At 37.2% G+C, this 20027-nt stretch carries 22 protein-coding genes and 1 other annotated feature (1 of these 23 cut by a window edge); of the genes, 13 read left to right on the top strand and 9 right to left on the bottom strand.

What is annotated here, in order from left to right; translation table 11 throughout:
* Nucleotides 1-16: 16 nt before the first annotated feature.
* The gene (locus tag AB1284_RS18445) at nt 17-280 is read left to right on the top strand and encodes a hypothetical protein (RefSeq protein ID WP_429753552.1); all 264 of its coding nucleotides are present in this window, start codon (nt 17-19) and stop codon (nt 278-280) included.
* A gap of 84 nt (nt 281-364) precedes the next feature.
* Here AB1284_RS18445 and AB1284_RS18440 read toward each other — a convergent pair whose 3' ends face one another.
* Nucleotides 365-1480, bottom strand: coding sequence for an aminopeptidase (locus AB1284_RS18440; RefSeq protein WP_336470951.1), 1116 nt, complete (start codon nt 1478-1480; stop codon nt 365-367).
* 185 nt (nt 1481-1665) lie between these two features.
* Here AB1284_RS18440 and AB1284_RS18435 point away from each other — a divergent pair, with 185 nt between their 5' ends.
* The 6 genes from AB1284_RS18435 (at nt 1666) to AB1284_RS18410 (ending at nt 6745) form a co-directional block, all read left to right on the top strand.
* Nucleotides 1666-2169, top strand: coding sequence for a DUF948 domain-containing protein (locus AB1284_RS18435; RefSeq protein WP_429753553.1), 504 nt, complete (start codon nt 1666-1668; stop codon nt 2167-2169).
* A gap of 1 nt (nt 2170) precedes the next feature.
* On the top strand, nt 2171-2497 hold the full coding sequence (gene ytxJ, locus AB1284_RS18430) for a bacillithiol system redox-active protein YtxJ (protein WP_429753554.1): 327 nt from the start codon (nt 2171-2173) through the stop codon (nt 2495-2497).
* A gap of 225 nt (nt 2498-2722) precedes the next feature.
* Nucleotides 2723-3793 carry a bifunctional 3-deoxy-7-phosphoheptulonate synthase/chorismate mutase gene (locus AB1284_RS18425; protein WP_429753555.1) on the top strand — a complete coding sequence of 357 codons (1071 nt, stop codon included), beginning with the start codon at nt 2723-2725 and terminating at the stop codon, nt 3791-3793.
* 388 nt (nt 3794-4181) lie between these two features.
* On the top strand, nt 4182-5180 hold the full coding sequence (ccpA, locus tag AB1284_RS18420) for a catabolite control protein A (RefSeq protein ID WP_336481993.1): 999 nt from the start codon (nt 4182-4184) through the stop codon (nt 5178-5180).
* 354 nt (nt 5181-5534) lie between these two features.
* A complete protein-coding gene (locus AB1284_RS18415; RefSeq protein WP_429753556.1) occupies nt 5535-5807 on the top strand; it encodes a DUF3917 domain-containing protein in 273 nt (90 codons plus the stop codon).
* Between the two features lie 461 nt (nt 5808-6268).
* Complete coding sequence (locus tag AB1284_RS18410; protein ID WP_429761875.1) at nt 6269-6745, top strand: DUF2306 domain-containing protein; 477 nt, start codon at nt 6269-6271, stop codon at nt 6743-6745.
* Nucleotides 6746-6932: 187 nt separating this feature from the next.
* Here the strand turns inward: AB1284_RS18410 and mscL are convergent, their stop codons facing one another.
* The 3 genes from mscL to AB1284_RS18395 all read right to left on the bottom strand — a co-directional run bounded on the left by mscL (nt 6933) and on the right by AB1284_RS18395 (nt 9935).
* Entirely contained in the window at nt 6933-7331 is a 399-nt protein-coding gene (gene mscL / locus AB1284_RS18405) for a large conductance mechanosensitive channel protein MscL (protein WP_429753557.1), read from the bottom strand.
* Between the two features lie 204 nt (nt 7332-7535).
* Nucleotides 7536-8294 carry a C39 family peptidase gene (locus tag AB1284_RS18400; RefSeq protein ID WP_429754424.1) on the bottom strand — a complete coding sequence of 253 codons (759 nt, stop codon included), beginning with the start codon at nt 8292-8294 and terminating at the stop codon, nt 7536-7538.
* Nucleotides 8295-8519: 225 nt separating this feature from the next.
* Nucleotides 8520-9935: an FMN-binding glutamate synthase family protein gene (locus AB1284_RS18395; RefSeq protein ID WP_429753558.1), complete on the bottom strand. Its 1416-nt coding sequence runs from the start codon at nt 9933-9935 to the stop codon at nt 8520-8522.
* 262 nt (nt 9936-10197) lie between these two features.
* Between AB1284_RS18395 and AB1284_RS18390 the strand changes: the two genes are divergently transcribed.
* Nucleotides 10198-10944, top strand: a complete 747-nt coding sequence (locus AB1284_RS18390) for a YqjF family protein (RefSeq protein ID WP_429753559.1) — start codon at nt 10198-10200, stop codon at nt 10942-10944.
* Between the two features lie 269 nt (nt 10945-11213).
* Here AB1284_RS18390 and AB1284_RS18385 read toward each other — a convergent pair whose 3' ends face one another.
* The 5 genes from AB1284_RS18385 to AB1284_RS18365 all read right to left on the bottom strand — a co-directional run bounded on the left by AB1284_RS18385 (nt 11214) and on the right by AB1284_RS18365 (nt 15510).
* Complete coding sequence (locus AB1284_RS18385) at nt 11214-12092, bottom strand: alpha/beta fold hydrolase (protein ID WP_429753560.1); 879 nt, start codon at nt 12090-12092, stop codon at nt 11214-11216.
* Nucleotides 12092-12949, bottom strand: coding sequence for an alpha/beta fold hydrolase (locus AB1284_RS18380; protein ID WP_429754425.1), 858 nt, complete (start codon nt 12947-12949; stop codon nt 12092-12094). The genes AB1284_RS18385 and AB1284_RS18380 overlap by 1 nt, the downstream gene beginning before the upstream one ends.
* Before the next feature lie 105 nt (nt 12950-13054).
* Nucleotides 13055-14221 (bottom strand): acetoin utilization protein AcuC, encoded by a 1167-nt coding sequence (locus AB1284_RS18375; protein ID WP_429753561.1) that lies wholly within the window; start codon nt 14219-14221, stop codon nt 13055-13057.
* Nucleotides 14218-14862 carry an acetoin utilization AcuB family protein gene (locus AB1284_RS18370; RefSeq protein WP_429753562.1) on the bottom strand — a complete coding sequence of 215 codons (645 nt, stop codon included), beginning with the start codon at nt 14860-14862 and terminating at the stop codon, nt 14218-14220. The genes AB1284_RS18375 and AB1284_RS18370 overlap by 4 nt, the downstream gene beginning before the upstream one ends.
* Before the next feature lie 15 nt (nt 14863-14877).
* Nucleotides 14878-15510, bottom strand: coding sequence for a GNAT family N-acetyltransferase (locus AB1284_RS18365; protein WP_429753563.1), 633 nt, complete (start codon nt 15508-15510; stop codon nt 14878-14880).
* Nucleotides 15511-15696: 186 nt separating this feature from the next.
* Between AB1284_RS18365 and acsA the strand changes: the two genes are divergently transcribed.
* The 5 genes from acsA to AB1284_RS18340 all read left to right on the top strand — a co-directional run bounded on the left by acsA (nt 15697) and on the right by AB1284_RS18340 (nt 19794).
* Nucleotides 15697-17415 carry an acetate--CoA ligase gene (acsA, locus tag AB1284_RS18360; protein ID WP_429753564.1) on the top strand — a complete coding sequence of 573 codons (1719 nt, stop codon included), beginning with the start codon at nt 15697-15699 and terminating at the stop codon, nt 17413-17415.
* 276 nt (nt 17416-17691) lie between these two features.
* Nucleotides 17692-18318 carry a LysE family translocator gene (locus AB1284_RS18355; RefSeq protein WP_429753565.1) on the top strand — a complete coding sequence of 209 codons (627 nt, stop codon included), beginning with the start codon at nt 17692-17694 and terminating at the stop codon, nt 18316-18318.
* 265 nt (nt 18319-18583) lie between these two features.
* Complete coding sequence (locus AB1284_RS18350; RefSeq protein WP_429753566.1) at nt 18584-19042, top strand: hypothetical protein; 459 nt, start codon at nt 18584-18586, stop codon at nt 19040-19042.
* Nucleotides 19023-19568 (top strand): RNA polymerase sigma factor, encoded by a 546-nt coding sequence (locus AB1284_RS18345; protein WP_429753567.1) that lies wholly within the window; start codon nt 19023-19025, stop codon nt 19566-19568. The genes AB1284_RS18350 and AB1284_RS18345 overlap by 20 nt, the downstream gene beginning before the upstream one ends.
* Entirely contained in the window at nt 19549-19794 is a 246-nt protein-coding gene (locus AB1284_RS18340) for a hypothetical protein (protein ID WP_429753568.1), read from the top strand. The genes AB1284_RS18345 and AB1284_RS18340 overlap by 20 nt, the downstream gene beginning before the upstream one ends.
* 99 nt (nt 19795-19893) lie before the next feature.
* Nucleotides 19894-20027, top strand: a binding site (T-box leader); it runs 98 nt beyond the window's last position.

Raw genomic sequence — 20027 nt, 5'->3', positions numbered from 1 at the left:
AAAGGGAGAAATGAATATGAATTCTTGGGTTATAACTGCAGTTATTTTTTTCGGTGTCATTTATATTTTAGATCATATCAATCAAATTAATAAAAGAGTAAAACGAACAGAAAATCAATTAGAGCAAATAGCTAAACAATTGGGTGTTCCAGAGTATGTAAGCAATGAAGAAATCTGTCAGTTGGTTAAAGATGGAAATAAAATTAGAGCGATTAAGAAAGCACAAAAAGATTTAGGATTATCATTACGTGAGTCTAAAGATTATATTGATTCTTTATAATACATATAATTTCCGCTAATGAACCTCATGTTAAAAACTAAAAACAAAAGTGAGCACAATAACCTGTGCTCACTTTCTCTATCCTTATTTTAAGTTCTCTGGGTTTAGTGCTTCTAGTTCAGGTACAACGAAGCGGCCATCTTTACGGATTAATACATCGTCGAAATAAATTTCTCCGCCGCCGTATTCAGGGCGTTGGATGCATACTAAATCCCAGTGGATGTTAGAGTTGTTGCCGTTCCATGCATCGTCGTATGCTTGTCCAGGTGTGAAGTGGAAGCTGCCGTCGATTTTCTCATCGAATAGAATATCGCCCATTGGGTGTAAGATGTATGGGTTTACGCCAATTGCGAATTCACCAACGTAGCGTGCGCCTTCATCTGTATCAAAAATTTTGTTAATGCGTTCTGTATCGTTTGCAGTTGCTTCAACGATTTTACCGTCTTTGAATGTAAGTTTTACATTTTCGAACATGTAACCGTTGTACGGAGATGGTGTGTTGTAAGAAACTGTACCGTTGACAGAATCGCGGACAGGCGCAGAGTATACTTCGCCGTCTGGAATATTTAAGTGACCAGCACATTTAACAGCCGGAATATCTTTAATTGAGAATGTTAAGTCAGTTCCAGGACCAACAAGACGTACTTTGTCTGTTTTGTTCATTAACTCAACAAGGTTGTCCATCGCTTTATCCATTTTAGCGTAGTCTAAGTTACATACGTCAAAGTAGAAGTCTTCAAAGCCTTCTGTGCTCATTTTTGCAAGCTGTGCCATAGAAGCGTTTGGATAACGAAGTACAACCCATCTTGTTTTTGGAACACGAATGTCTCTATGTACTTTTTTACCTACTGTGTTTCCATAAATTTTCATACGCTCGCTTGGAACGTCAGCTTGTTCATTTACGTTATCACCAGAGCGAAGGCCGATATAAGCATCCATATCTTTCATTACGCTTGCTTCATATGCAGCGATTTGCTCGAAGTGTTCTTCAGTTGCGCCCATCATTAAAGAGCGGTCTACTTGATGATCTTTTAATAGTACGAATGGATAACCACCAGCTTCATATGCAGCTTTTACAAGTGCTGTTACAAGCTCTTTTTGTAAGCCGAAGTTTTCGATTAATACTTTTTCGCCTTTTTGTAAACGAATAGAGTAATTAATTAAATTTTTTGCTAATGTTTCAATACGTGGGTCTTTCATATGTAAAGCCTCCCTTATATATGTATCCTTCCTTATTGTAACCTACTTATCCGAATTTGTTTAATAATTTATGTTGTATTTGCCAAACAAATATGAAAATTAACACGAAACATGGAACAATTAGAATGAAACGGAAAATGATTGTATAATAGGAGTAAGCATAAAAAGATAAAGGAGTGATTCGTATGCAAATTCTTTTATACGTCAGTGTAGCCATTATCGCAATTGCGTTTGCCGTACTAGTTGTATATGTATGTAGAACATTAGTATCTGTACAAAAAACGTTAGAAAATGTAGCAAGTACGATGGAAGGTCTTGAAAAACAAATGCAGGGGATTACATTGGAGACAGAGCAGCTTCTTCATAAAACAAATGCATTAGCAGAAGATATTCAAAAGAAATCACAGTCGTTAAATAAAGTTGTGGAAGGTGTAGAGGGAATTGGAACAACGATTCATTCTTTAAACACAAGATTACGCGGCGTTTCTGATTCTGTTGCACATCAGGTAGAAAATAATGCAGATAAGGTAGCACAAGTGGTGCAATGGAGTAATGCAGTTATTGAGGTGTACAATCGCTTTCGTGCCAAAAAGAAAGAGGATGTAGTAGAGCAGTTTGAAAAGCCAGAGAAAAAAACGAAGAAGGAAAAGAAATTACCGCGACTTCCGGTTCGAATGAGAGGCGAATGAAATGAGCATGACGAAGATTGAAACAATGGAGCAATTTGAAGAAATAACAGCAAGTAAAGAGCCATATATCTTGTTTAAACATAGTACAACATGTCCAATTAGCCACGGTGCTTTCACGGCATTTCAAGAATATCGCAGTAAGGAGCAAGCTGTACTGGCATATTATTTATATGTGCAAGAGGCACGTCCTGTTTCCAATAAGATTGCCGAGCATTTTGAAATTAGACATGAATCACCGCAAGTATTATACATAAAAGATGGTAAAGTGCTATGGCATGCATCACATTGGAACATTACAGAGCAGGCTTTACAAGAGAATATTAAATAAGGAAAAGCAAGCGAATACGCTTGCTTTTTTAATTTTTTGAAAATAACATTGACGGGCTATACAATTTACGATTAAATTAAGAAAAAATAACGATTCCATAAGCAGTCTAATACGAAGTGTATGAAGTGACATCTGCATATGTATCATATATAATAAGTTATCTTATTAACAATAATTATACTTTTTATTAGTATACATATAAATTTTGAAAGAGGTGGCGTGACTATGGCATCACAGGAGTTAGACCGTTTACGTTCTCAAATTGATGAAAAGAACTTACAAATTTTAAAATTGTTAAATGAGCGCGGTCGTCTTGTACAAGAAGTTGGCAAATTAAAAGAAGTACAAGGTGTGAAACGTTTTGATCCAGTACGGGAGCGCAAAATGCTTGATTTAATTTCAGAAAACAATGATGGGCCATTTGAAACATCAACGCTTCAACATTTGTTTAAACAAATTTTTAAAACAGGTTTAGAACTGCAAGAAGATGATCATCGTAAAGCGCTTCTCGTATCACGTAAGAAAAAGTCGGATGATACAATTGTCGATATTAAAGGTGAAAAAATCGGTGATGGCAATGCTCATTTTATTATGGGACCATGTGCAGTTGAGAGCTATGAGCAAGTTCGTCAAGTAGCGAAAGCCATGAAAGAACAAGGATTAAAACTAATGCGCGGCGGAGCGTTTAAACCGCGTACATCACCATATGATTTCCAAGGTCTTGGTGTTGAAGGGCTGAAAATTTTACGCCAAGTAGCAGATGAGTATGATTTAGCTGTAATTAGTGAAATTTTAAATCCAAATGATATTGAAATGGCGCTTGATTACGTAGATGTAATTCAAATTGGCGCGCGCAATATGCAAAACTTTGAGCTGTTAAAAGCAGCTGGTTCTGTCAATAAGCCGGTATTATTAAAACGAGGATTATCCGCAACGATTGAAGAGTTTATGTACGCGGCAGAATATATTATTGCACAAGGGAACGGCGATATTATTTTATGTGAGCGCGGCATTCGTACGTACGAGAAAGCAACTCGAAATACATTAGATATTTCTGCTGTACCAATTTTAAAGAAAGAAACGCACTTGCCGGTTGTTGTTGATGTAACACATTCAACAGGACGCCGTGATTTATTGTTGCCAACTGCAAAGGCAGCAATGGCAATTGGCGCAGATGCGATTATGGCGGAAGTGCATCCTGACCCAGCTGTAGCACTTTCAGATTCAGCGCAGCAAATGGATATTCCAGAATTTAATGCATTTATGAACGAATTGAAAGCATTTCGTATGAGATAAAGTGAAACTTTCTTTTGGAGCGCTCTTCTCCAAAAGGTTAGTTGAACCAATCGGGCTCTAACAGACGGTTTGTTATTACTTCGTAGCTAAGCACCTTACCGACTGTTAGAGCGGGATAAGAATGGCTTCAAAATCTATGCAGCTGAATGCTGCATAGATTTTTTTCTGGAAAATAAGTATTTTTCTATCTAAAATATGAAAATATAAGAAAAGGAATGATTTTTTTCGAAACTTTTTCGGGAAAATATTGTCTCAATCCTTATTTGTATCGTATCATTAGTAAAAGGGCTCGGGAGTGACATCCTCAAGTAGAGTTGATGTCTTTTTTTCATTCAAGTTAACTTGTACATATTATATAGATGAATTTTATAAAGGAGTGTGTGAAAAGATGAACGTAACAATATATGATGTAGCGCGCGAAGCAAATGTCTCGATGGCAACAGTATCACGTGTTGTGAACGGCAATCCAAATGTAAAACCGACAACAAGAAAGAAAGTACTAGAAGCAATTGAGCGTCTTGGCTACCGTCCAAATGCAGTAGCACGCGGATTAGCAAGTAAAAAAACAACAACAGTAGGGGTTATTATTCCAGATATCTCTAACACGTTTTATGCAGAACTTGCACGCGGTATTGAAGATATCGCAACAATGTACAAATATAATATTATTTTAAGTAACTCTGACCAAAACAAAGAGAAAGAGTTCCATTTATTAAATACAATGCTTGGGAAGCAAGTAGACGGCATCGTATTTATGGGAGAAGATATTACAGACACTCATGTAGAAGAATTTAAAAAATCTCCTGTTCCAATCGTACTTGCAGCATCGTTTGATGAGCAAAATATAACACCATCTGTAAATATTGATTACACACAAGCAGCATATGATGCAATGAAGCATTTCTTAGGGCAAGGTCATACACGCATTGGTTTTGTATCTGGTCCTTATGTTGATAAAGCAGGCAGCGCAAAAAAATTACAAGGATATAAACAAGCATTAGAAGAAGCAGGTATTGCTTACGACGAAGAGCTTGTTGTAGACGGTGATTACACATACGATTCAGGTATGGAAGCATTAGATAAACTATGGGAACTTGCTGAAAAGCCAACAGCAGTATTCGTATCCTCTGATGAAATGGCATTAGGCGTAATTCACGCAGCTCAAGATAAAGGTCTAAATGTACCAAATGATTTAGAAGTACTTGGTTTTGACAATACACGTCTTGCACTTATGGTACGTCCACAACTTTCAACAGTTGTACAGCCGATGTATGACATTGGAGCAGTTGCAATGCGTTTACTAACAAAATACATGAACAAAGAAACGGTGGAAGATCATACGGTAATCTTACCGCACCGTATTCAGTTTAGAGACTCAACAAAGTAATAAGAAGAAAACTCGTGGAAGTATAACCACGAGTTTTTTATTTTGGAAAGAGTTCAATAGTCACTGTAACATTTGTTTTTAGAGGGAAATTTCGCTTTACCACTATTTCTAATGTATAATAAGTATAAAGTGAAACTTCCGTCGGCGGGGACGGGCTTCATCCCCCGCTGACGGTTAGTTGAACCAATCGGGCTTTTATGGGCAGTTATCTCCCATCTATCTTCTTTGCTTCTCTCTGAACCTTTGAGGTGGGGGGCTTACTGCCCGTTAATGCGGGATAAAGTGAAACTTCCGTTAGTGGGAGATCTTACTGCCCGCGAATAGCGGGATAAAACTATGTGAGGGGGAGATGAAATGATAATTCTTTGGGGAATTACGCTTTGTGTGACGGCTATATTCGCTTATATGACGTTAAAGCAGAGTGGTATGAGACGCTTTATTCCCGGTAGTGTTTTGGCAGGGATAGCCCTAATCACATACGTTACTTCGATTTTTTTAGAGAGCGCTGGACAACAAATACATGCGAACTTTGTGTTTTTTTCCATTACATTATTTGTAGGCGCTATTATTATTTTACTTGTAGCAGTTATTATTTTGTTTATTCATACAAATTCAGAAATGTTATAAAGTGAAACTTCCATCAGTGGGAGTTTTTTTTATTGCTTTCTCTGCATCTTGAGGTTTTATATTGGGAAGTTTGACAAGAGGGTAAAACGTTAGTAATTACTGCAACCTTTTTCAGATTGCGGAGAAACTACAACGGTATAAGCGGCGAAATCCGCTTTTTTATTATTTATACCGAAAAAACCACCATTATCTATACGGATTGTAGGTGGGGGATAAATGGTTATTTTTTGAAGACAACGATTGAATTCTATGCTATTCATATTCTATATTACATATGTATGATAAAAAGGAGGGGATATATAAAACATGAGTAAGAAAAAATGGTTTCTGGGTTGTCTTGGATTATTTGCCCTCTTTTTTGCATGTTATGTCGTTATACAATATTTTGTTATAGGGCCAACCGTTTCTCCTTTTGTAAAAGGTAAAACAAATGACTTCTTTTTTTTCCCTATCATCCTTGGATATATCTCTTATATGTTCATATTATTTTTGGACTCATCGCTTTACTGCTTGGACCTCTTCAATTTAGTCATAAGATTCGGCAAAAGAGTATAAACACACATAAACTCATAGGGAAAATATACGTGTTATCTATTTTCATTTCCTCTTGCATTGGTTTATATTTATCCTATTATGCGACAGGAGGATGGGTTAGTGTCATTAGATTTTATTCTTTGACAGTAGCTTGGATGTATACAACAGTAGTAGGATTTCTCATGATACGAAAAGGAAACATCAAAAAACATAAACAGTGGATGATGAGAAGTTATGCAGTTACACTTACCTTTGTTACATTTCGCATTTGGAGTTTGCTTGTACTATTGATTACCCAGGAACGTGGTGTGCTATATGGTCTTACCATTATTTTTTCTTGGGTACTCAATCTTTTGATAGTGGAATGGATGTTTTTCAAAACATTGAACGGGTGCAAGAGATAGCTGAACAGCTTTGTGTTAATAACAATAACGATGAAAAAGAGCATTGATGTCAATTCAATGCTCTTTCTACTGCGATTTATTGGGTTAATTTACTACTATTTATATTGATATTTAATTTCAATTAAATATCTTTCCCTCTGAAAAGAGAACCCGTTAATCTATGCCCGCTCTCTTTTTGTCTATTTTATTATGCATTATCTCTTGATGCGTTTTGCTGTTTCAATAAATCACGAATTTCTGTAAGAAGCACTTCTTCTTTTGTTGGTACTGGTACTTCCTCTTCCTTCTCTTCTTCTTTTTTGAATGCTAGTTTATTGAATAGTTTAATGAATAAGAAGATGGAGAAGGCGATGATGAAGAAGTCTACTACCGTTTGAATGAAGGCACCATATTTTAAGGTATCTTTACCAAGCGGGTATGCTAGCTTTGAAAAATTAATACCACCAAGCAATAATCCAAGTAATGGCATAATAATATCATTTACTAATGAAGAAACAATTTTACCAAATGCGCCACCGATTACAACCCCGACAGCTAAATCGATAACATTCCCTTTTAAAGCGAACTTTTTAAACTCGTTCCACATTTATAATTCTCATCCTTTCCACGATTATATATAAAATTATGAGTTCTATCTCATACATTGTATATAGATTTAAGGTAGAAATAAAGAGTAAAAGGGAATGAAAGTAAATTCAGGAAACTGAATGCGTTTTCCTTTTTTGTGAGCTTCTGGAAAGATAACAAAAAAGAAATGTGCTTTTAAAGAGCACATTTCTTTTTGTATTTGTTAACGATACGACAGAGCCTGCTTCTCTAACGCATCCCAAGATTGAATAAACGTTTTTTTGTTTACCTTCAGTGCTTTTTTCTCAGTTAAAGGATCATTAATATAAACGTATCCATTTTCAAAACCTACGAGTACAACAGCGTGTAAATCTAGAGGGGCTGTAATGTTTTCGTTTCCATGTTTCCAAGACGCCCATTTGTCGGGAAGTTTGTAATCCCCTGTTGTCCAAACTACGACAGGTTTACCCATGTTGACTTGAGCTAGCACATTATCAAAAGATTTCCCCGTTAAATTTACTGTGCGATTTGGAAGATAATGTTCCATTAATTGTTGCAATGGTTCAACGTAAACAGCATATCCCATAGTTTTCCCTGTCATATCTCCAACGAACCCTTCTTTAGGGTTTCCCCATTGAAGAATATCCCCGTCTTCGCTGATAGACAACGAATCATTGTCTTTTTTGATATTGTTTGCTAATTGCATTTTATCGACTTTCACGCCAGCGTATTGCAGTACCATCGCTAAGCTCGTCACTTCACAGCCGAATTTTAGCTCGGGTTTTTGAGGTATGAGCGGTACATCTAAAATCGCCTTTTCTTGTTTTGGAGGAGTTGAAAATTGCAATGGTTCGTTCTGGTGCAATGAATATTTTACATTTTTCGTTAATTCAGCTTCTTCATGTTTTTCAGCAAAAGCCTGTTTAGTAGACCAGCCTGTTATAACTGCAAATAGGACGTACAAAATTAGAAATCTTTTTATAGCCTTCACCTTCTTTATGTAGTGCCATATATGGTGTAATGATAGCGTTTTTTATTAAGTTCTTTTATTTTTCATGAAAATATTCAAAAGATAAAGGATTCCGTTTAAGAGTAAAAAAAGAAATTCCCATCGGTGAGAGGAGGAAGAACCTCTCTACTGATGGAAGTTTCTCTTTATTAATAAAGATGTAATTTGAAAATATAGTTAGTGTTTCAATCATAGCATTTATTTCTGTATTTGCTTGTCTTCCCAAGGTTCAAATGAAAACGGGATCCCAACCATTTTCGCAGTTAACTCATCATACGATACTAAATCTTTTTTTGACAATTCTTTTAAGGATCGTTTTCCCATTGCTCTTAATGCCATTTTTATTTCTTCTATACTTGCGGTTAAAAACTTTTCAGCAGATTTTACCCCATCTTCGACATTAAATTGATCCTTAAATTTCCCGTTATACCAAACAGTTTGTGTCGGCGGCTCAAAAGGAAGTGCACTAAAGGATTGAGTATGAGAGAGAGAAAATAACATTGCAGAGCCAAGATATACGGCATCAGCGCCGAGTGCAAGCACCTTTAAAAAGTGTCCAGGGACTAAAAGTCCTCCGGAGACAATTAAACTTATTTCTCCTTTCTTATTTCTCTTTTCTAAATGATTTACAGCACGAACGACCGCATGTAATGTTGGAATACCAAAATCATCGCATAAAATAGGTGGAGCCTCTTTCATTGCTGCTTGTCCTCCGTCAATTGCGATAAAATCAACACCTTGGTCAATTAAAAAATCAATATCTTCTTCAATTTTTCCACCCGCCCCGATTTTCGCGCCAATGGGGACACCGCCAGATAAACTCCTTAGTTCCTCAACTAGTTCTTTTATGTCCTTTAATGTTTGGTTTTCAAAAAAGTGTTCAAAAATCACGGCATCCTCATTTTCCTTAAGCCCCATCACCTCGCGAGCACGGCCTGTTAAATCTTTAGGAGCGATTTTCTGGCCCATCCCGGCTAGTGCACCTTGACCAAGTTTAATTTCGATCATGTCAGCACGCTTAATCACTTCTTTTTCCTTTGCCCAGGCTGTTTTCGAAAACTGTAAAATATATTTTCCAGCCGTGTTTAGCTCTTCAGGTAAGATTCCGCCTTCACCAGAATTAATCGCTGTTCCTGCATTTTTAGCTGCTTCCGCTAATGAAAGCCTTGCTTGTTCACTAAGACCTATTCCATAGCCCATACCACTGATTATTAGAGGGATTTGAATTTCTAGTGGTTTTTTTGCTTTTGGTCCAATCGTTATTTTTACATTGACTTCTTCTTCACCATCAACTGGAAATGGTGTCGTTTGTGCAGGAATAAAAGTTATCGGATCCAAATGCGGCCACTTTTTTGAAGACCCAGCAAGTGGTCGCTGAAGGACGCTGCCTGTTTCTGCACGTAAGCTATTTTCTAGCATATTTTGGATGCCCATATGCCTTAGACCTGGCATCAATTCTATAATATTTTCTTGATAACTATCGGTTAAAATGATTTTTCCGTACTTTTTCACCATTCGTTTTATGATCCAACGCCAACCAATAAGTAGGAATAATGATAGAACAAATATAATGGACAGCATTGCAAATGCTGCATAAATAAAAATGTTTGGCATATTCACTTCTCCGCTATAAAAATAGTTGTTACTACTATTATTCCTCAAAGAGAGATAATTATCATTTGATATGAAAGTACTCTTAGCTGCATCAAGGAAAGGAAATATAAGAGGAGTCGGATTGAAGTTTTCTTTAACGGAAAGACTACAAAAGGATCTTCAAAATTGTACAACAACCAGCATTGATTTTTTAACGTAGCTTAGTCGTATATATTTTCTACGGCTTTAGGTGCTGCTAGCTAGTAAGAAGGAGGTCATTTTCATGAACTTATTAAATGATATCATTCATCGCCCTTTTCCATTACCTTCGAAAAAGTGGATCATGCGACAAACATGGCGGGATCTATTTTTTCTCCATTGGCCTATTCGAACTGAAGCACTCCGTCCACATATACCTGCCCCCTTACAAATTGACACCTTTGAACACTATGCTTGGTTAGGAATTGTTGCATTTGTTATGGAGGGAATTTATCCTCGAGGGTTGCCATCTATTTCAATAACCCCTAAATTTTCAGAAGTCAACGTAAGGACGTATGTTCGATATGATGGTAAACCGGGGGTCTATTTTATGTCTCTAGACGTCGAGAACTGGGCTTCTTATACAATCGCAAAGAGATGGTACCGTTTGCCGTACTATCCCGCACAGATTTCTTTTCAAAATGAAGATAAAACTATTCATTGTCAAAGTATTAGAAAAGGTAAAACAAATACTCAAGTAACATTTAGTGGATCGTTCATACCTTCACAAGAAGTGAATTTTGCCAATACAGGAACGATAGATCATTGGCTCACAGAGCGATATTGCTTATATAGTGCTGATAAAAGAGGTAACATCTATTGTGGGGAAATCCACCATAGTCCTTGGCCGTTACAAAAAATAGAGACAGAAATCGGGATGAATACACTTTTTTCTCCTTTTCATAGTGAGTTTTCTAAAGAAAAACCGATTTCTCATTTTTCAAAAGGGATTGATTCGTTTATATGGAATATTAAGAAGATACATACTTAATGGGGAAAATAATGGTGGGAATTGCAGAAGTTTCATTTTATCCCGCATTAACGGACAGTAAGACTCACCACCTCAAGATTCAGAGAAAAGCGAAGAAGATAGGTGGGGGATGAAGAAAAACCCGCTGATGGAAGTTTCACTGTATAAAAAGTGACATCGTGAAATATTTGAAGAGCCTGTTTTGATTACTCTATTTTTCAAAAGAAGGCTCTTTATATTTAGAAAATCAATAGGGTAGGACGTATTTTTGATCAAACCTTTTTATAAATCTACAGAAGAAACTGCTTAACGATCATCGCATACGTTTCTGTTTCTTCAATGTCTGGAAAATGAGCGCTATGCTCAAAGAGTGCAAGGACAGTATTTGGCATATTACCAGCAAGCTCTTTCGTCATTTCCATTCCTGTATTACGATCGTGTTTTCCAACGAGGAAGAGGGATGAAGCGGCGATTTGAGACGTACGCTCTTTCAAAGGAATAGAAGGAGAAGATTGAAATAAAGCTTTCCCCATCAATCCTGTGTTGGTTAATCCACTTTCTTCCCAAAGTGAACGATTGTGTTTTGCGTATTTCTCATCATGAAAAAGTAAACGATCTACTGTTTTCGTATCAACAATGCTCCATACCATATCGTATTTTTCCTTTAAAGATATTGGAAGCCGCTGAACGTGCTGAATCTGTTGTTTTATTTCCTTAGGAGCAACTTTTTCAAATCCAGCAAGCTGAACTTGATACGTATGTTCATAGTCACCGGAAGAAGGAGCTTGGAGAAGTAACGTTTCTACTCGGTTTGGATAAGCTAACGCATATTCCAAACTAAGTTGTCCGCCAAAAGAATAGCCAAGTAGATGGAATTTGGAAATCTGCAGAGCTTCCCTTAGATTTTCAAGATCATCGACTAGAATAGCGATAGAGTAATCTTTTGCATTTTCGGGAGGATCAGAACGTCCGCATCCACGTTGCTCATAATAAATGACAGTTGTAAATTCCTCTAGTTTTGGACCAATTGTTCGCTCAAATACATAATGATTTCCTCCTGGCCCGCCGTGAATAACAATAATTGGTGTTGTCTCGTGCTGGGCACCAGCAACTTTGCACCAATGACGAATGTGATTAACCGTTATGAATCTCACCCCATTTTGAAGCATTATACTTTTCCAATTCCTTCTTTCAAAGAATGATAGAACGCTGTAATAACAGATGAAAATTTCCCTTTCTCTTCTAAAAAGGGATAATGATTGCTGTGTTCAAAAGGAATAAAAGAAGAGTTTCGAATACCTTGATGTATTTGTAGGGACGATGCAATTGGGCATTGTACATCATATTTTCCGCAAATAATTAGCGTTTTTGTTGTTACGCTAGCAAGTTGTTCTCTTAAATCAAAGCTACGAAATTCTTTTGAAAAATAGTTCATACGGCTTGCGGCCATCGTCTTATGAACCGGTTTTGAAAAGTATGTTTCATATTGTTCTGGATGATATAAAGATAATTTCGTGCGTTTGATTGATAAAGTATGTCTTTCTTCTTTCGTAAGATGCGGCAGTTTTAAATCTTCAATGAGTTGCTGCATATATGCAAACTGAGGATGATCCGGATGGTAAATGCAATCTTTCGTTTTTGTGTAATCACTAGCAGCAGCGCCAACTACTACTAAAGATTGTAATGATTGTGGATAGTTTATAGCGTACATCAGCCCAAGCATGCCGCCGGTAGAGTGCCCTGCAAAATGCCATGATGGAATGTTCAGCGCTTCTCGAATTGCTTCTAGGTCTTCAAGTGTTTCTTTCATGCTTAATTCTTCTTCTTTACAAGCAGTTACTGAATTGCCTGCTTCTTTTAAATTAATTAATATAACTTTATGTAAGGATGTGAAGCTATCGGCAAAATAATCACCTGTTTCATTAAACTGTGAGTAAAGGTGTGTCACGCAAAGAGGCTCTCCGTGTCCTTTCGTAAATATTTCAAATGTTCCTCGCTTTGTATGTATAAGTTGTTGCTTCCACATGAAGGCATCTTCTTTGTCTACTAATTGAATCGTTACTTCCATGATCTACACTCCTTGAGATTGTTACTAAATATAGAATGGGAAGAAGTCCTCCCATTCTAAAATTTAATATAATACCTTTTTCATATTATTCCGAATTATTTCTAGGCATTTTGTTACAGTTAATTCGTTCTTTTCTTCAATTTCTTGTTTTCGTGGAATTGGTTTATACATGTTGTCTGGGTCTTCCCAGGTGAGTGGGAGAGTTGTTTGAGCTTGTCCTTTCCAAGCTTCAATCCATTCTGGAGGGAGATAACCTGAGATGTTCTGGATATTATTCATTTCGAGCCAAATGAGTGCCCAAGCTCTTGGAACGACGCGCCACATATCATAGCCGCCGCCGCCGACTGCAATCCAGCGGCCGTTGCAATATTCATGAGCAATTTCATGAGCAAGTCTTGGGATTTCACGGTAAATTTGTATCGTTGAACAAAGATGTGTTAGAGGGTCATAATAATGAGCGTCAGCTCCGTTTTGCGTTAAGATAATATCTGGTTTGAAATAATCAGCGACTTCACGAATAACAGTGCGATATGCATGTGTAAATGATTCATCTTCTGTAAAAGCATCAAGAGGAACGTTAAAAGAATAGCTATATCCATTCCCTTGACCACGTTCGTTTACAGCACCTGTTCCTGGAAATAAGTAACGTCCTGTTTCATGCAAGGAAATTGTGCATACGTTAGGATCATCATAAAAGGACCACTGTACACCATCGCCATGATGAGCGTCTGTGTCAATGTATAAAACACGAAGACCGTATTTTTGCTGCATATATTTAATGGCAATTGAGCTGTCATTATAAATACAAAAGCCAGATGCTTTGCCGCGAAAGCCATGATGTAAGCCGCCTCCTAAATTTAGAGCATGTTCTGCTTTTCCTTCAAGGATTGCATCGACCGCAGTTAATGTCCCTCCAACAAGAAGGGCGCTTGCTTCATGCATATTGGCAAACATTGGCGTATCTTCTGTTCCAAGACCGTAGGACATTGCGATTGATTTTTCTAGCGTTCCTTCTCCAGCACGTTTTACCGCATTTATGTACTCCTCTGTATGAATTAAAGCAATTTCTTCATCTGTTGCGATTCGAGGTGGAATGACTTGTGAAGGTTGTATGAATCCTCCTTTTTGGAGCAAATCATACGTCAGCTTTACGCGAAGCTGATTAAAAGGGTGATCAGGACTAAAGGAATAGCCCTGATAATCTTCTGAGTAAATGAATACATTTTTCATGTTCCCATCCCCGCGATATTCGGCCATAACACATGGTAACCTTTTTGTTCTAGCTCTTCAATTGCTTTAAGAGGATTCATTGTTTGAATGCGGAAAACAAGAACTTTGTCGCTCTCTTCCTTTGCTGGATAGACGAGAACGCTCACAATGTTAATTTTCAGTTCACTAAAAACTGCAACAACTTTTCCAAGAATACCAGGTTCATTTTTTATTTGAATTTCAACTTGTGAACTTGGTTGATGAGCCCCTGTTAATTTAACGAGCGTATGCAGTACAGTTGATTCTGAAATAATACCGACAAGCTTACCGCTTTTTGTAACAGGAAGGCAGCCAATTTTATTTTCAAAAAATAAAGTGGCAATTTCTTCAACGAAGTCAAGAGGGTGACATGTCATAACGGGATGCTTCATAATACGTTCAATCGGCTCTTTAAGAGCATCCATTGAAACTTGTTCATCAAGAATGGATGGACTTGCATCTCGAACGTCACGGTCGGAAATAATCCCAACGACTTCATATTTTTCATTTATAACTGGAATGTGACGGATGCTTTTTGCTGCCAATGTTCTTAGAGCTGTTTCAATCGTGTCAGTTGGGCGCAGCGCTGTTACATTTTGATTCATAATTTCTTCAACAATCATGATGTAATCCCCCTTTTAGTACATGAAACGATTTTGGAAGCGTAAGCGGTCAAATTTTTGAATGGATTGCGTGTTAACTCGTTTTCCAATGCGAACCATTAAGCAGTTTGCTGGATGTGAACAAATTTCAGGATCATCTGTTGCCATCCATTCCAGTCCACCAGCATTCATCATTTTTTCCATTACTTTTCGATACTCCCAAACATTTAAGCCGGTTTGTTTTAAATCCCAGTGCCAATAGTATTCTGTAGTTAAAATAATATAATCTTCCATATAATCATCCATCATGGAAACTTCTAATAAATTTTTTCCGACAGCACATCCGCGAAAATCCGATGCAACTTCAATGGCACCAAGTTCGATTAAATCCTCCATCTTTCCTTCAGACCATCTTTCAAGCGGATCAGGATATAAATAGGTTACATAGCCAACAATTATTTGTTCATGACGAGCGATAATGATTCGAGCTTCTGGTAACTTAGAAATTTCGACAATTGCTTTATATTGCTGATCAGCAGGTCGAAAGGCAACTAAATCCGGATGAAACTCATACATTTCTAAATTATGTGTTTGGACAGGACCTTCAATAACTAAAGTCCCTTTCGGCGTTTTCAAGTTTTTTACGTTGTACACTTTACTATGAATCAATTTTAGGCTCACCACCTTTAGAGCTTTGTGAATCTACTATCTATTTTCATACTACTGTACTCAGTATGCGATGTGAATCGAAATTTGTCAGCAAAAATTTGTCCGAAATTTGTAAAAAATACTGAAAATTATAAAAAATACATTTATAATAAAATATATTGAGTACATAGAAGGGGGATGTAAAGAATGAAAGTAGAAACGCTTCCAGTAATTAAAGGTGAAAATAATTTGTTGAATTATGATGAAGCATATCAAAATTTTAATTGGGAAGAAGTAAATCAAAACTTTTCTTGGCATGAAACTGGGCGAGTAAATATGGCTTACGAAGCAATTGATCGACATGCCAAATCCCACCGGAAAAATAAAGTAGCATTGTATTATCAAGATGGCGAGAGAAAAGAGAAATATACATTTAAAGAAATGATGGAGTTGTCGAATAAAGCAGGAAATGTCTTAAAGAATTATGGGGATGTCGAAAAAGGCGATCGCGTCTTTATTTTTATGCCTCGTTCACCGGAATTATATTTTACTTTACTTGGTGCAGTAAAACTTGGAGCAATCGTAGGGCCGCTATTTGAAGCTTTCATGGAAGCCGCTGTATGCGATCGTTTAGTGGATAGTGAAGCAAAGGTGCTTGTAACAACGCCAGAATTGTTAGAGCGTATACCTTTTAATGATTTACCAGCATTAAAAACAGTATTTGTTGTTGGTGAAAATGTTGAAGAAGGCGGTAAAATTACAGCGTTTAACCTGCCTTTTGAACAAGCTTCGAACCAATTAAACATTGAATGGCTTGGAAGAGAAGATGGACTTATTTTACATTATACGTCTGGTTCTACAGGAAAACCAAAAGGCGTGCTGCACGTTCAAAATGCAATGGTACAGCAATACCAAACAGCAAAATGGGTACTAGACTTAAAAGAAGATGATGTGTATTGGTGCACAGCAGATCCAGGCTGGGTAACAGGAACAGCATACGGTATTTTTGCGCCTTGGCTAGTTGGGGCATCTAACGTAGTTTTAGGTGGACGTTTTAGCCCGGATGCTTGGTACGAAACGCTTCAAAATTATGGTGTAACAGTTTGGTATAGCGCTCCGACAGCATTCCGTATGCTAATGGGTGCTGGTGACGATACGCTGAAGAAGTATGATGTATCAGCACTTCGTCATATTTTGAGTGTTGGTGAGCCGTTAAATCCAGAAGTTATTCGCTGGGCGATGAAAGTGTTCCATCTTCGCATTCATGATACATGGTGGATGACAGAAACAGGAGGACAAGTTATCTGTAACTATCCTTGTATGGAAATTCGTCCAGGATCAATGGGAAAACCAATTCCGGGCGTGAAGGCAGCAATCGTTGATAATGAAGGAAATGAATTGCCGCCATATACAATGGGGAACTTAGCAATTGGAAAAGGCTGGCCATCGATGATGCGTGCTGTTTGGAATAACCCGCAAAAATATGAGTCTTATTTTATGCAAGGAGATTGGTATGTGTCAGGTGACTCTGCGTATATGGATGAAGATGGATACTTCTGGTTCCAAGGGCGTATTGATGATGTTATTATGACGTCAGGCGAGCGCGTTGGTCCATTTGAAGTAGAAAGTAAATTAATCGAGCACGTAGCAGTTGCAGAAGCTGGTGTTATCGGAATTCCAGATCCAGTGCGCGGCGAGATTATTAAAGCGTTTATTGCACTGCGCGCAGGCTATGAACCATCTGAAGAATTAAAAGAAGATATTCGCCAATTTGTGAAAAAAGGATTGGCTGCTCATGCGGCCCCTCGTCAAATTGAGTTCCGTGATAAATTACCGAAAACGAGAAGCGGTAAAATTATGCGCCGTGTATTAAAGGCGTGGGAGTTAAACTTACCAACAGGAGACTTGTCTACGATGGAAGATTAAGTAAGAAAGGTCTGAACTATACTTGGTTCAGGCCTTTCTTGTTTAGAGTATAGTGAAATTGTGTTCAAATTGTTCAGCGTTACATATACCTTATTGTAATATGTAAAATGCAACAGAGGATGCAAGAATGTTAATATAATGGTATAAAGTGAGAGTTCCATCAGTGGGGGCTTCATCCCCGCCTATCTTTTTTGTTCTCTCAGAATCTTGAGGTGGAAGTCTTACTGCCCGTAAGTAGCGGGATAAAGAAAAGATGTAACCTGTGGAGGGATGTTAATGACGCAATATTATCTTTTTGTTGCTATGTCAATTTTTCTTATTATTTTGCCAGGACCTGATACGGGATTAGTAACTCAGAATACAATGTTGCAGGGAAAACAAGGCGGAATGAAAACTGTTTTTGGTATTCTATGCGGTTTAAGTATTCATACGTTAGCAGCTGTACTTGGGATTTCTGCAATTCTTGTTAAATCGGCATTTTTATTTTCTATTTTTAAGTATATTGGTGCTATTTATCTTATTTATTTAGGATGCGTATCATTGTGGTCTTTACGGAAGAAAGGAAAAGAAACAGAGGATATTACAGTTGAAAATAAGTATCAGGGCGCTCCTTGCTTCCGGCAAGGTTTTCTTACTAATTTGTTAAATCCAAAAGTAGCTATTTTCTTTTTAACATTTTTACCACAATTTATACAGCATGATGGAAATACGTTTTTTCAACTTTTTATTATGGGTATGACATATACAGTTTTAACCTTTCTATGGTTTATACTCTATATTTATTTAATCAATGCAATTCGGACATGGATGAAAAAGCCGTCCACAGAGCGGGCTATTCAAGGGATAAGCGGTTTTGTACTTTTGGCATTTGGGATTAAATTAGCACTGGAAAAACGACCGTAGTCATTTTCATAAGTAAAGCTCATTTCTCACTTATGGTTAGCCAAGCTAACCAAGCCCCTGCTACACGTTAGTTTAAAGGTTTGGGGATTAAACTTGCCGATAGGCGACTGTCTACGATGGAAGATTAAATAAGCAAGTTCTGAATCAAGTATAGTTCAGAACTTGCTTATTTTAAGTATGTTATTAAGAAATAAAATAATTTTTGAACCATTTTCCTCCAGTATTTGTATAAGTTTATGACATGATAGATTAGGAGGCGGTTTATATGCAGAATAGATGGATGATGCTTTCATTAGTTGTAATAAGTATTATCACCGTGTTTACTATAGGTCTGTTTTTGCCAATGGCGATAGGGTTTAAAGTTTCAATGATTACACTGGCAAGTACAATGATTGTTATGTTCTCAATCCTTATACCGTTTGACAAGAAATATATTGTGCGGAAAGCCGGGAATAAAATCGATTTTACAAAAACAAAAGTATACTTTCGTTGGAATGTATTTGATACAATATCTGTCTGCGTTGCAGTGTACGCTTGTATATGTGTACAAGTGTTAAATTTCCTAGTTTCAAGCGGATTAACAGTTCAAAATCCGTATGTACAATTTTTTACGAATCAAGCGCAGGTTTGGACATTAGTTGCAAGTATTTATTTAATTAGCCGAATCTCTTTAACGTTAAAGGGGATAAAGGAGATTAAAAAACATGGCACAGATTGGGATTGAGGAAGAACTCATGCTTGCATATCAAAATGGGGATAAGCGAGCAGGAGAAAGATTATATCTCTTAATCAAACCAGCGTTATATACGTTTTTATATCGTTTTAGCCGTGATGAACAGCTGAGCATAGACCTCGTTCAAGATACGTTTTTGACGTTAGAACGTAAGAAACATATGTATGAGATTGAAAAAGGAAAGATTAAAACGTATTTGTTTCAAATTGGTCATCGGCTTATGATTAATAAACTGAATCGAAGAAAGAAATGGCGTTCACTTATACCATTTCTTGTACCGATTCAAGAGAAGGAATTTTCGCAAGAAGACCGTCTTACAGTGAGAGAAGCGATTTTGAAGGTTCCAGAGGACCAACGAGCGGTCCTTATTCTTTCTTATTATCATGATATGCCGCAAAAGGAAATCGCAGAGGTACTTGATATTCCTGTAGGAACGGTGAAATCGAGGCTTTATCATGGCATGAAGAAATTGAAACAATTGCTGGAGGTGGATGAAATTGAACGAAAATCCCTTTGATAAAGAATATAGATTGAAACAGCATTTAGATAGTGATCATGTGGAAATTCCTGATTTTCCGCAAAAAGTGAATATGGGAGATCGTTTTTTACGTTTTCTTGCGTCTCCGGCTAAAGATCCTGTTGAAGCGACAATTGGTAATGATTTATCAATTGTGTTTCACATCTCTTTGTTAGCCAGTGTTCCGCTCCTTTCTTTACTTACAATATTCATTGCCAATCAGTAAAAATTTTAAAAAAGTGACATAACGAAATCACAACGGAGAAATTTTGGGCTGCATTTGACAGGCATATACAAATGATGTTATAAAGAGAAGTATATAAATAATCGAGCGTGGAAAGGGAACAGTAGTGATCATTTCCCTGTTTTAGAGAGCTGATGGTCGGTGGAAATCAGCACATAAATGATCGTGAATTACACCTCTGGAGCATCTTTCTTCGATTGGATTTAATCCGAATC

Origin of the sequence: Bacillus sp. S2(2024) (assembly GCF_050474045.1) — a bacterium.
GTDB classification, from domain to species: domain Bacteria; phylum Bacillota; class Bacilli; order Bacillales; family Bacillaceae_G; genus Bacillus_A; species Bacillus_A yunxiaonensis.
This window is presented reverse-complemented; position numbering and strand designations above follow the sequence as displayed.

Coding starts and splice junctions, on each gene's coding strand:
- ccpA (WP_336481993.1), top strand. CDS start 4,182: ATGAACGTAACAATATATGATGTAGCGCGCGAAGCAAATGTCTCGATG.
- AB1284_RS18345 (WP_429753567.1), top strand. CDS start 19,023: ATGGCACAGATTGGGATTGAGGAAGAACTCATGCTTGCATATCAAAAT.
- AB1284_RS18375 (WP_429753561.1), bottom strand. CDS start 14,221: ATGAAAAATGTATTCATTTACTCAGAAGATTATCAGGGCTATTCCTTT.
- AB1284_RS18350 (WP_429753566.1), top strand. CDS start 18,584: ATGCAGAATAGATGGATGATGCTTTCATTAGTTGTAATAAGTATTATC.
- AB1284_RS18390 (WP_429753559.1), top strand. CDS start 10,198: ATGAACTTATTAAATGATATCATTCATCGCCCTTTTCCATTACCTTCG.
- ytxJ (WP_429753554.1), top strand. CDS start 2,171: ATGAGCATGACGAAGATTGAAACAATGGAGCAATTTGAAGAAATAACA.
- AB1284_RS18355 (WP_429753565.1), top strand. CDS start 17,692: ATGACGCAATATTATCTTTTTGTTGCTATGTCAATTTTTCTTATTATT.
- acsA (WP_429753564.1), top strand. CDS start 15,697: ATGAAAGTAGAAACGCTTCCAGTAATTAAAGGTGAAAATAATTTGTTG.
- AB1284_RS18425 (WP_429753555.1), top strand. CDS start 2,723: ATGGCATCACAGGAGTTAGACCGTTTACGTTCTCAAATTGATGAAAAG.
- AB1284_RS18445 (WP_429753552.1), top strand. CDS start 17: ATGAATTCTTGGGTTATAACTGCAGTTATTTTTTTCGGTGTCATTTAT.
- AB1284_RS18440 (WP_336470951.1), bottom strand. CDS start 1,480: ATGAAAGACCCACGTATTGAAACATTAGCAAAAAATTTAATTAATTAC.
- AB1284_RS18435 (WP_429753553.1), top strand. CDS start 1,666: ATGCAAATTCTTTTATACGTCAGTGTAGCCATTATCGCAATTGCGTTT.
- AB1284_RS18395 (WP_429753558.1), bottom strand. CDS start 9,935: ATGCCAAACATTTTTATTTATGCAGCATTTGCAATGCTGTCCATTATA.
- mscL (WP_429753557.1), bottom strand. CDS start 7,331: ATGTGGAACGAGTTTAAAAAGTTCGCTTTAAAAGGGAATGTTATCGAT.
- AB1284_RS18385 (WP_429753560.1), bottom strand. CDS start 12,092: ATGCTTCAAAATGGGGTGAGATTCATAACGGTTAATCACATTCGTCAT.
- AB1284_RS18380 (WP_429754425.1), bottom strand. CDS start 12,949: ATGTGGAAGCAACAACTTATACATACAAAGCGAGGAACATTTGAAATA.
- AB1284_RS18370 (WP_429753562.1), bottom strand. CDS start 14,862: ATGATTGTTGAAGAAATTATGAATCAAAATGTAACAGCGCTGCGCCCA.
- AB1284_RS18415 (WP_429753556.1), top strand. CDS start 5,535: ATGATAATTCTTTGGGGAATTACGCTTTGTGTGACGGCTATATTCGCT.